At 63.7% G+C, this 10,857-nt stretch carries 10 protein-coding genes and 1 pseudogene; 4 read left to right on the forward strand and 7 right to left on the reverse strand.

Annotated elements, in window-relative coordinates; all coding sequences use genetic code 11:
* Positions 1-235 precede the first annotated feature (235 nt).
* Positions 236-1,831, forward strand: coding sequence for an APC family permease (locus VGH41_RS19270; RefSeq protein ID WP_331599125.1), 1,596 nt, complete (start codon positions 236-238; stop codon positions 1,829-1,831).
* Between the two features lie 105 nt (positions 1,832-1,936).
* Here the strand turns inward: VGH41_RS19270 and VGH41_RS19275 are convergent, their stop codons facing one another.
* The 7 genes from VGH41_RS19275 to VGH41_RS19305 form a co-directional block, all read right to left on the reverse strand.
* Positions 1,937-2,722 carry a class III extradiol ring-cleavage dioxygenase gene (locus VGH41_RS19275; RefSeq protein ID WP_331599126.1) on the reverse strand — a complete coding sequence of 262 codons (786 nt, stop codon included), beginning with the start codon at positions 2,720-2,722 and terminating at the stop codon, positions 1,937-1,939.
* Between the two features lie 149 nt (positions 2,723-2,871).
* Entirely contained in the window at positions 2,872-3,480 is a 609-nt protein-coding gene (locus tag VGH41_RS19280) for a UbiX family flavin prenyltransferase (RefSeq protein WP_331599127.1), read from the reverse strand.
* Between the two features lie 45 nt (positions 3,481-3,525).
* Complete coding sequence (grxD, locus tag VGH41_RS19285; RefSeq protein WP_331599128.1) at positions 3,526-3,837, reverse strand: Grx4 family monothiol glutaredoxin; 312 nt, start codon at positions 3,835-3,837, stop codon at positions 3,526-3,528.
* Positions 3,838-3,921: 84 nt separating this feature from the next.
* Positions 3,922-4,779, reverse strand: coding sequence for a peptide chain release factor N(5)-glutamine methyltransferase (gene prmC / locus VGH41_RS19290; RefSeq protein WP_331599129.1), 858 nt, complete (start codon positions 4,777-4,779; stop codon positions 3,922-3,924).
* 35 nt (positions 4,780-4,814) lie between these two features.
* Positions 4,815-5,897: a peptide chain release factor 1 gene (gene prfA, locus VGH41_RS19295; RefSeq protein WP_331599130.1), complete on the reverse strand. Its 1,083-nt coding sequence runs from the start codon at positions 5,895-5,897 to the stop codon at positions 4,815-4,817.
* A 120-nt stretch (positions 5,898-6,017) separates the two neighbouring features.
* Positions 6,018-7,307: a glutamyl-tRNA reductase gene (gene hemA / locus VGH41_RS19300; RefSeq protein ID WP_331599131.1), complete on the reverse strand. Its 1,290-nt coding sequence runs from the start codon at positions 7,305-7,307 to the stop codon at positions 6,018-6,020.
* Between the two features lie 65 nt (positions 7,308-7,372).
* Positions 7,373-8,080: a response regulator transcription factor gene (locus VGH41_RS19305; protein ID WP_331599132.1), complete on the reverse strand. Its 708-nt coding sequence runs from the start codon at positions 8,078-8,080 to the stop codon at positions 7,373-7,375.
* Between the two features lie 193 nt (positions 8,081-8,273).
* Here VGH41_RS19305 and VGH41_RS19310 point away from each other — a divergent pair, with 193 nt between their 5' ends.
* From VGH41_RS19310 to VGH41_RS19320, 3 genes and pseudogenes are all read left to right on the forward strand, one after another.
* Positions 8,274-8,528 carry a hypothetical protein gene (locus VGH41_RS19310; protein WP_331599133.1) on the forward strand — a complete coding sequence of 85 codons (255 nt, stop codon included), beginning with the start codon at positions 8,274-8,276 and terminating at the stop codon, positions 8,526-8,528.
* A gap of 19 nt (positions 8,529-8,547) precedes the next feature.
* Positions 8,548-10,362 (forward strand): annotated as a pseudogene (locus VGH41_RS19315) (aminopeptidase P family protein).
* 66 nt (positions 10,363-10,428) lie between these two features.
* On the forward strand, positions 10,429-10,857 hold a 429-nt coding region (locus VGH41_RS19320; RefSeq protein ID WP_331599134.1), incomplete at its 3' end, for an isochorismatase family protein.

Raw genomic sequence — 10,857 nt, forward strand, 5'->3', positions numbered from 1 at the left:
ACGATCATGGCCGTCACCTCGTCTCCAGCGTCACAAGCAATGTCACGCGGTGCCGACATGTTTTTGAGCGCATCTTGCACGGGACCGGAGTAGGCTTTAGTGCGCTACCGCCGGTCGACCGCGAAATTGCATGGGACCGGAGGAGGCGCTGAAGCGCCAACATCGGTCGACCGCAAACTTGCATGGGACCAGAGTAAGCGCTAAAGCGCTAACTCTGGTCGACACAGGAGAAGACGTGAAAAGTTCTATTCAACGGAACATCGGGCCGTTCGCGCTGATGCTGACCGGCCTGGGTTCAATCATCGGATCGGGCTGGCTGTTCGGCGCATGGAAAGCGGCAAAAATTGCAGGTCCGGCCGCCATTTGCGCCTGGATCATCGGCGCAGTCGTGATTCTTGCGATCGCCCTCACCTACGCCGAACTGGGCGCAATGTTCCCCGAGTCGGGCGGCATGGTGCGCTACGCGCGCTATTCGCACGGCGCGCTGGTCGGTTTCATCAGCGCATGGGCCAACTGGATCGCCATCGTATCGGTGATTCCAATCGAAGCCGAAGCTTCCATTCAATACATGAGTACCTGGCCATATCCCTGGGCTCATGCGCTGTTCGTCAACGGGTCATTAACCACTAATGGGTTATTACTCTCGGCGATTCTGGTGATTATCTATTTCATGCTCAACTATTGGGGCGTCAAGCTGTTTGCACGCGCCAATACGACCATCACCATCTTCAAGTTTCTCATTCCCGCGGCCACCATTGCCGGCCTGATGGCGACCGGCTTTCACCACGAGAACTTCGGCGAAGCGGCTACCTTCGCGCCGTATGGCTGGTCGGCGGTGCTGACGGCCGTGGCGACGAGCGGCATCGTGTTTGCCTTCAACGGCTTTCAAAGCCCGATCAACCTCGCGGGTGAAGCGCGCAATCCGGCGCGCAGCGTGCCTTTTGCAGTGATCGGCTCGATCCTGCTCGCGCTGGTGATTTATGTGCTGCTGCAAATCGCATACATCGGCGCGGTCAACCCGGCCGACGTGATGAAAGGCTGGAGCCACTTCAGCTTCGCATCGCCGTTCGCTGAACTGGCACTCGCGCTGAACCTGAACTGGCTGGCGTTCCTGCTGTATGTCGACGCATTCGTCAGCCCGAGCGGCACCGGCACGACCTACATGGCGACCACGAGCCGCATGATCTACGCCATGGAGCGCAACAATACGATGCCGAAAATGTTCGGCAACGTGCACCCCATCTACGGCGTGCCGCGTCAGGCCATGTGGTTCAACCTGCTGGTTTCGTTCATCTTCCTGTTCTTCTTCCGCGGCTGGAGTTCGCTCGCGGCGGTGATTTCGGTGGCAACGGTGATTTCGTACCTCACGGGTCCGATCAGCCTGATGGCGCTGCGCCGCGCCGCGACGGATCTGGACCGTCCGCTGCATATCCCGGGCATGAAGGTGATCGCGCCGTTCGCGTTCACCTGCGCGTCGCTGGTGCTGTACTGGGCGAAGTGGCCGCTGACCGGTGAAATCATCCTGCTGATGATCGTCGCGCTGCCGGTGTACTTCTACTTCCAGTCCAAGTCGGGTTTCAGCGGCTGGAGCCGTGACCTGAAGGCTGCATGGTGGCTGGTCGCGTATCTGCCGGTAATGGCTATCCTGTCGCTGATCGGCAGCAAGCAGTTCGGCGGCCGCGGCGTGTTGCCGTACGGTTGGGACATGCTCGTCGTGATCATCTTCGCGCTGATTTTCTACTACTGGGGCGTCCACACCGGTTATCGCAGCGAGTATCTGGATGAGCGCCAAACCCACGACGAAGTGCTCGAGGGAATGGGCGCGCACTAACGGAATCGCGTTCGATCCGGGCCTGCGGCGTTGCCCTGGCCCGACGTGACAAAGCCCGCCTGAGCTGCTCAGGCGGGATTTGTCGTTTCTGCGAGCGGCTTTTGCTTATGCGGTGCCGAACACGTAGTTGGTCATCGCCAGGGCTTTCTGGAACGTGCCGAGCGACTGGATGCCGAGCCGATAGTCGTCGTCTGCCGCGCCGAGTGCGGCAAAGACCGGCAGCAAATGCTCGTCGGTCGGATGCATCAACGCCGCGTACGGTGCCTGGCTGCGATAGTCGAGCAACGCGTCGATATCGCGCGCGGCCAGCTTTTCCTCGAACCAGTCGGTGAATTCGGTGACGCGCGGATCGGCATCCTCCGGACGCGCCGAGAAGTCCGCCGCGCGCAGATTGTGCGTGATCTGGCCGGAGCCGATCACCATCACGCCGTCATCCCGCAACGCCCGCAAGGCACGCCCGACGCGGAAATGATGTGCCGCGTCGAGGTGCGGCTGGATCGACAACTGCGCGACCGGTACGTCCGCATCCGGAAACATCAAAAGCAGCGGCACCCACGCGCCGTGATCCAGGCCGTGCGCCTGGGTATCGGCGAGCAGGCCGTGTTCATTCAGCAGCACGGCGGCGCGACGGGCGACCTCCGGTGCACCGGGCGCCGGGTACCGGATCTCGTACAGCTGACGCGGAAAGCCGTGGAAATCGTGGATCGTCTCCGGCCTCGCCGCGGTGCTGGCCAAAGGTTGGGCGGTGCCCCAATGCGCGGACAGCATCAGGATGGACTCCGGACGCGGCAACTGGGCCGACAGGACGCCGAACTCGGCGGACGGCATCGACGGATCGATCGGCAGCGTGGGCGCGCCGTGGGACAGGAAAAGCGACGGTAAGCGGTTCATGGCAGCGGCGTCGCAGCAGGTGCGACGCGAAGATTGGGTTGCTACCAATATAAAGGCGTACTGCCGCTTGATAAACGCGTCAAACCGGATTTGATTGCGTCGCGATGGTTGGGAATATCCGCGGTCGCGTCGTCAGGCGTGAGCTGCAGTCAGTCTGCCGGCGCGGCAGGGTTGCGCAAGCCGGGCCACGCGGGCGCTAATGCCGGACCGAGCGCGAACAGATCGAGGACGCGCAGGGCGGTGTGATCGACCATCTCGTCGATCGAAGCGGGCTGGTTGTAGAAGGCCGGCAGCGGCGGAAAGATCACCCCGCCCATTTCGGTCACGGCCGTCATATTGCGCAAATGCGCGAGGTTGAACGGCGTTTCGCGCACCATCAGCACGAGCCGGCGGCGTTCCTTGAGCGTGACGTCGGCGGCGCGGGTGATGAGGTTGTCCGAAAGGCCGTGCGCGACGCTCGCCAAGGTCTTCATCGAGCACGGCGCGATGATCATGCCGTCGGTCGCGAACGAGCCGGACGCAATGCTCGCGCCGACGTCGCGCACCGAATGGACGACATCCGCGAGCGGATGCACGTCTTCTTTGCCCAACTGGAGTTCGTGCTGAATGTTGAGCCAGCCGGCGCTGGAGATCAGCAGATGGGATTCGACGCCGCCCAGCTTGCGCAGCGTTTCGAGTAACCGGATGCCGTACACGGCACCGGTTGCGCCGGTGATCGCAATGATCAGCCGGCGTGGCGCCGCAGCGTGTGTTTCCATGGCTAGCGGCACCTGTTGCGCGGCTTGTTAGCGGCCAGACAGGGCTTAGGCTGCGGCAAACAGCTGCTGCAGTTCGCCGTTCTGATACATCTCCATCATGATGTCCGAGCCGCCAATGAACTCGCCCTTCACGTAGAGCTGCGGAATGGTCGGCCAGTTGGAGAATTCCTTGATGCCTTGACGGACTTCTTCATCTTCCAGCACGTTGACGGTCTTGGGCGCGTCGACGCCGCATGCCTTCAGAATCTGGATGGCGCGACCCGAAAAGCCGCACATCGGAAACTGGGCCGTGCCCTTCATAAAGAGGACGACAGCGTTATCGTCGACGATTTGCTTGATGCGTTGTTGCGTGTCCATGACTGACCTTGCGGTTCCGGAATAAGGGGGGATATATCGAAATGATAGCGGATTTCGTTGCGACAGGCGGACGGCGTGCCGGCGTCACCCGGCATGTTCGGCGTGCGGTGCCAGGACCCCGCCGCTGATGCGTTCGATGCCGGCCAGGTCGCGCTCCGAGCGCACGTGCTCGAACCCGCCGGCACAGAGCAGCGCGCGGACTGCGGCCGCCTGGTCGTAGCCGTGCTCGAGCCAAAGCACGCCGCCTTGGGCGCTGAACCTGGACGGCGCGCCGGCGATGATCGCGCGAATTGCGTTCAAGCCGTCGGCTTCGTCGGTCAAGGCGCCGCGCGGTTCGAAGCGCAAATCGCCTTCGCAGAGGTGCGGATCGCCGCTCGCGATATACGGCGGATTGCTGACAATCAGATCAAAACGCAACGTGGCATCGAGCGCTGCGTACCAGTCGCCTTGCGCCAGTTGCATTGCGCCGCCGGGACGTTTGGCATCGAGCAGGCGCGAGGCATTGCGAGTGGCGACGGCGAGGGCTTCGGACGAGCGGTCGACGGCCCATATCTGCGCGTCAGGCCGCATGGAAGCAAGCGCCACGGCGATTGCACCGGTGCCCGTGCCGAGGTCCAGCACGCGCGGTCGCGCGTTGCCCTCGAGCACATGCAGCGCCGTTTCGACCAGCAATTCTGTTTCCGGCCGCGGAATCAGCACGTCAGGCGTGACTTCGAAATCGAGCCCGAAAAACTCCCGCGCGCCGACCAGTTGCGCCACCGGCTCACCGGCCAGGCGGCGCGCTTCAAGCGCCTGATACCGCGCGACCAGCGTGGCTTCGAGCGGTTCGTCGCTGCGCGTGATGAGCTCGGTGCGTCGCCAGCCGAGCGCGTGGCCGAGCAACATGCGCGCTTCGAGCGGCGGCAACGATGAGGCCCGCAGCAGGGCGGAGGCGTTAGTCATAGGTACTGAGCGTGAGCGTCTGCGTGGCTGCCCGGTTAGTCTGCATCGCCGAGCGACGCCAGCAGCTCGGCCTGATGCTCGCTGACCAGCGCGGCGATCAATTCGTCGAGATCGCCATCCATGATCGACTCGAGCCGATACAGCGTCAGATTGATACGGTGATCCGTCAGACGCCCTTGCGGGAAGTTATAGGTGCGGATGCGCTCCGAGCGGTCGCCGGAGCCGATCAGACTCTTGCGGGTGGCGGCTTCCTTGGCATGCTGCTCGTGATACTGCTTGTCCTTGATGCGTGCGGCGAGCACCTTCAGCGCGCGATCCTTGTTCTTGTGCTGAGAGCGGTCGTCCTGACATTCGACGACGATGCCGGTCGGAAGGTGCGTCACGCGCACCGCCGAATCGGTCTTGTTGATGTGCTGGCCGCCGGCGCCCGACGCGCGGAACGTGTCGATACGCAGATCGGCGGGATTGATTTCGACTTCACCGATTTCATCCGCTTCCGGCATCACCGCAACCGTACACGCGGACGTGTGGATGCGGCCCTGGGTTTCCGTAGCCGGCACCCGTTGCACGCGGTGTCCGCCCGATTCGAACTTCAGCTTCGAATACGCGGCTTCACCGGCGATCCGCACGATCGCTTCCTTGTAGCCGCCCAGGTCCGATTCGCTGGCCGACATCATTTCCACTTGCCAGCGGTTGCGCTCGGCGTAGCGCAGATACATTCGCAGCAGGTCGCCCGCAAACAGCGCCGATTCGTCGCCGCCGGTACCCGCGCGGATTTCGAGGAAGATGTTGCGGTCGTCGTTCGGATCTTTCGGCAGCAGCATTTTCTGCAGTTCGGCGCCGAGCTTTTCCATCCGCTCGCGGGCGGTGCGGATTTCCTCTTCGGCGAAATCGCGCATCGACACGTCCGCGAGCAGTTCTTGAGCCGTGGTCGCGTCATTGCGCGCCTGGCGCCACAACGCGTAATGCTCGACGACCGGTCCGAGTTCCGCGTGTTCGCGCGTGAGCTTGCGGTACTGGTCGAGATTCGCGGTGATGTCTTCGCGGCTTAACAGATCGTTCAGTTCGGCCAGTCGGGTGGTGAGCTGGTCGAGCTTGCTTTGCATGCTCGTTTTCATCGGGCTGTACGGAGCGGGCTCCGGAAAGAACGGCGTAACTGGGGAGTCGGGCGGAAGCCCTTGTGGCGAAGGCACCAGCCGGACCCAGGTAAGAGGGCCGGAGGCGCGGCGGCGGCGCCGCTAACGTTCCGAAGAGCCGGAGTGTTTGTAGAAGCCGCTCATCAATTCAATGAGCTTATCGCGGTTTTCACTGCTGGCGCGATTGAGCGCGTGGGTCGGACCGTGGATCAGCTTGTTGGTCAGCGCTTGCGACAGCGCTTCCAGCACGGCGGCCGGATCTTCGCCGCGCGCGAGCATTTTTTGCGCGCGTTCGACCTCGGCGCGGCGCAGCGCGTCGGCCTGAGTGTGCATATGGCGGATGACCGGCACGATGCTGCGCGCGTCCAGCCACTGCATGAAATTCTGCACCCGCGTTTCGATGATCGTTTCAGCTTGCGCGACCGCCGCCTGACGCGACGCGTTGCCTTCGCGGACGATGGCGCCGAGGTCGTCGACGGTGTACAGGAAGACGTCTTCGAGCTTGCCGACTTCGGGTTCGATGTCGCGCGGCACGGCCAGATCGACCATGAAGATGGGGCGGTGACGGCGCGCTTTCACCGCGCGTTCGACGGCGCCGAGGCCGATGATCGGCAAGGTTGACGCGGTGCACGACACGATGATGTCGAACTCATGCATCCGCGCCGGCAGATCCGACAGCGGAATCGCGCGGCCATTGAAGCGCTCGGCGAGACGGGTGCCGCGCTCGGCGGTGCGGTTGGCGACCACCAGTTCGCGCGGCTGCTGGGCGGCGAAGTGGGTGGCGCACAGTTCGATCATTTCGCCTGCGCCGATGAACAGCACGCGCTGATTCGCAATCTTGTCGAAGATACGCTGAGCCAACCGTACAGCCGCCGCCGCCATGGAAACCGATTGCGCCCCGATTTCCGTCGTGGTGCGCACTTCCTTCGCCACGGCGAAGGTCCGTTGAAACAACTGGTTCAGATAGGTGCCGAGCGCGCCGGCTTCGGAGGCCGTGCGCACCGCATCTTTCATTTGTCCGACGATCTGGGTCTCGCCGAGTACCATTGAGTCCAGCCCGGACGCGACGCGGAACGCATGGCGCACGGCTTCCGATTGCGGCAGCGCGTAGACGTGCGGCGCAAGTTCGCTCACCGGCAGGTTGTGATACCTGGAGAACCACTGGATGGCGGCTTCGCGGGCCGCCTGGTCGTCGGTCGCGCAGTAGAGTTCGGTGCGGTTGCAGGTGGACAGAATGGCCGCTTCGGGCGCTGTCCGGGCAGCGACGGGGCCGAGCCAGAGGTCCTTGAAGGTCGCCAGTGCAGGTTTGATCTGTTCGAGCGGAAACGCCACGCGTTCGCGCAAGGCGACGGGCGCGGTGTGATGATTGATTCCGATCGTTAGAAGCTGCATATGAGGGGCTATGGTTTAGACCGATATTATAGCTTTTTCAGGTTTCGTTCATTCGAGCCTGCAGCTCAGGTGCCGGTAAGGGCTTCCGATGGCACGGCGTCGAGCTGATAGCCATAGCCGTAGAGCGGCGTCAGGCAATAGCCGTGCTCGGGGCGCAACTGCAGTTTGGTGCGTACGCGCGAAGCGTGCGTGTCAAGCGTGCGCGACCGTACGTCACGCCGGCGGGTCCAGACCGCTTCGAGGATATGCGCGCGTGAGACCGGCCGCGACGCGTTCGTAAACAGTAAGAGGGCGAAGCGGAATTCCTTGGGGGTTAGCGACACTGTGCGGCCGTGGAAGGTAACGGTAAAGTTCGCAGCGTCGAATACATAACTGCCGAAGGTGTCGCGCCGGCGGTTCGGCGGCCGGCGCAAGCCCGCGCGGCGCAGCAGCGCGTCGACGCGAGCGAGCATTTCGGGGCCGCGGACTGGTTTCGTCAGACAATCGTCCGCGCCGGCGTGCAGAGCTGCGACAATCTCGCTTTCGCGCGGCGCCGACAGCAGCATGATGACAGGCAAGCCCGGCAGAATTGCGCGGGCGCGCGGAATGACGTCTTCGGCGGGACGGTCGCCTGCCCAGCGGTCGGTGAGCAGGAGATCGAAGAATTCGTCGCAGGCACGGGTGAGGAAGGGGGCGCTGGCGGGGAAATGTTGACAGGCGTGGCCGCCGGCGAAGATCAGACGGCCGATGAGTTCCGCCTGGCGCGGGTCCGGCTCGATGAGGGCGATTCGCATAGGCGCGCTTCAGCGTGGCGGGCGAGGGTCAGGAAAAGCTTACAGCTTGCCTAAATATGACCCCGGCCCCTAAACTCAACCGCTACGCGGAAAGCGCCGTGCTGACCTTTATAGTTAAAGAGATAAAAATGCTAGCTGCTCGAACGCTTTACGCCTATGAGAAGAGTCCGAAAATGAGCGAGGCGCCCCGCTGATGGGGTGGCCCGGTATCGTGTTTCTGGGTGCGGTCGTCGGCCTTGCCGGTTGGTGGCTGCATCCGTTGCGGCGGGCACGCCGCGCACGTTTCTGGGTAGCACTGCTTGCCGGCGTGCTGGGCGCAGCGTTCGCCCGCATGGCCGGCAATGTGGTTGGTCTCTTCCATGACGGTGATACGCTTGAATGGCCGGTATGTACGGCTGTCGCGCTGATTGCCGTCGCCGTGACGGTCGGCCTGTTACCCCGTCGCTGAACATATGCAGGTGAATCCGATGAATGCCCGACTCCCCGAAACCTCCTCTATTCCTGAGCGGATTGCTCATCTGCGCGGCGCCATGGCGCGCGCAGGCCTGGCGGCATACCTCGTGCCGTCCGCGGATCCCCACCTGTCCGAGTATCTGCCCGGTCGCTGGCAAGGCCGCGAGTGGTTATCGGGCTTTACCGGCTCGGCCGGCACATTGGTCGTGACGGACCGCTTCGCCGGCTTGTGGACCGACAGCCGTTACTGGGAGCAAGCCGAGGCGCAACTTGCCGGCACAGGCGTCCAGTTGATGAAGATGATGGCGGGCCAGCAGTCGCAGCCGCATTTCGAATGGCTCGCACATAACGTGGCCGCGGGCGGCGCGGTGGGGGTCGACGGGGCGGTGCTCGGTGTCGCGGCGGCGCGCGCCTTGACGCAGGCACTGAACGCCCACGGCGTGACGCTGCGCACGGACGCTGATCTGTTCGACTCGATCTGGCCGCAGCGGCCCACGTTGCCCACGGCTACGGTATTTGAGCACGCCGCCCCGCACGCAACGGTGTCCCGCTCCGAGAAACTGGGCCAGATCCGCCGTGCGATGCAGGAAAAGGGCGCGCAGTGGCACTTCATTTCCACGCTCGACGATCTCGCGTGGCTGCTGAATCTGCGCGGCGCCGATGTCAGCTACAACCCGGTGTTCGTCGCCCATGCGCTGATCGGGCTGGATCGCGCGTCGCTGTTCGTGGCCGAAGGCAAGGTGCCGCGTGAGCTGGCCGAAGCGCTCGCGCGCGACGGCATCCACGTCGAGCCGTATGCAAAGGCGGCCGAGGCCCTCAAGGCGCTGCCCGGTGGCGCGACCCTGCTGATCGATCCGCGCAGGATCACGTTCGGCTTGCTGCAATCGGTCCCGTCGAGTGTGAAGACCGTCGAGGCGGTCAATCCGTCCACCTTCCTCAAGTCCCGCAAGACCGAGGCCGACGCGCAAAACGTGCGCGCCACGATGGAGCAGGACGGCGCCGCGCTGGCCGAGTTCTTCGCATGGTTCGAAGGCGCGCTGGGCCGCGAGAAGATCACCGAACTGACCGTCGACGAGCGGCTCACGGCCGCGCGTCAGCGTCGCCCGGACTTTATTTCGTTGAGCTTTGCAACCATTGCCGGCTTCAATGCGAACGGCGCCATGCCGCACTATCGCGCGACCGCCGCGTCGCATGCGGTAATCGAAGGAAACGGCTTGCTGCTGATCGATTCGGGCGCGCAGTATCTGACGGGCACGACCGACATCACGCGCGTCTTGCCGGTCGGCACGCTGAGCGACGCACAGCGGCGCGACTGCACGGTGGTGCTGAAGGGCATGATGGCGCTGTCGCGGGCGAAGTTTCCGCGCGGCATCCGCTCGCCGATGCTGGACGCCATCGCCCGTATGCCGATCTGGGAAGCCGGAGCGGATTACGGTCACGGCACAGGTCACGGCGTCGGTTACTTCCTGAACGTACATGAAGGCCCGCAAGTCATTTCGCACTACGCGCCGGCCGAACCGTGGACGGCCATGGAAGACGGCATGATCACCTCGGTCGAGCCGGGTATTTACCGGCCGGGCAAGTGGGGCGTGCGGATCGAGAACCTAGTGCTGAACCGCGCGGCCGAGAAAACCGAGTTCGGCGATTTCCTCAAGTTCGAGACGCTGACGCTGTGTCCGATCGATACGCGCTGCTTCGACCTGTCGATGCTGCGCTAGGACGAGCGTGCATGGCTGAACGCGTATCACGAGATGGTGCGCACGCGGATTTCGCCGCATGTGTCGGGTGAAGCGAAGGCGTGGCTGGAGACGCGAACGCAGGCCGTCTAGGCGACTTGCGGGAGATAGCGCGTCGCGCGCCGTTGCGGTCCGATTCGATTACGAGGAGTGCTACAGATGACGGGCGTGGCAGTAGTGGTGATCGATGTGCAATATGCGTTCTTCTCCGGCCCGAACGCCGCGTATCGCGGCGCTGAGGTGATCGACGGCATCAACCGTCTGACGGCGGCGGCGCGCGCAGCGGGCGCGCCGGTCTTCATCGTCCAGCACGATGAAGAGGGCGACGAGGAAGTCGAGTACGGTAGCGAGGGCTGGCAACTGCCAGCCGACCTCGTGCGCACCGGCGGCGACACGCTCATCAGGAAATCGGTTGGCGATTCGTTTCACGAGACTCCGCTTAAAGCGCACCTGGACCGGCTCGGCATCGACCGTCTGGTGATCTGCGGTTACGCCACCGAGTTTTGCATCGACACCGGCGCGCGCCGCGCTGCCTTGCTCGGCTACCGGACGACAGTCGTCGCCGATCTTCACACCACCCAGCAGACT

Source organism: Paraburkholderia sp. (assembly GCF_036488795.1).
Lineage (GTDB): Bacteria > Pseudomonadota > Gammaproteobacteria > Burkholderiales > Burkholderiaceae > Paraburkholderia.

Bases quoted from the DNA above. Each gene is read 5' to 3' on its own strand.
- VGH41_RS19275 (WP_331599126.1), bottom strand. From the start codon at position 2,722: ATGAACCGCTTACCGTCGCTTTTCCTGTCCCACGGCGCGCCCACGCTG.
- VGH41_RS19280 (WP_331599127.1), bottom strand. From the start codon at position 3,480: ATGGAAACACACGCTGCGGCGCCACGCCGGCTGATCATTGCGATCACC.
- grxD (WP_331599128.1), bottom strand. From the start codon at position 3,837: ATGGACACGCAACAACGCATCAAGCAAATCGTCGACGATAACGCTGTC.
- prmC (WP_331599129.1), bottom strand. From the start codon at position 4,779: ATGACTAACGCCTCCGCCCTGCTGCGGGCCTCATCGTTGCCGCCGCTC.
- prfA (WP_331599130.1), bottom strand. From the start codon at position 5,897: ATGAAAACGAGCATGCAAAGCAAGCTCGACCAGCTCACCACCCGACTG.
- hemA (WP_331599131.1), bottom strand. From the start codon at position 7,307: ATGCAGCTTCTAACGATCGGAATCAATCATCACACCGCGCCCGTCGCC.
- VGH41_RS19305 (WP_331599132.1), bottom strand. From the start codon at position 8,080: ATGCGAATCGCCCTCATCGAGCCGGACCCGCGCCAGGCGGAACTCATC.
- VGH41_RS19310 (WP_331599133.1), top strand. From the start codon at position 8,274: ATGGGGTGGCCCGGTATCGTGTTTCTGGGTGCGGTCGTCGGCCTTGCC.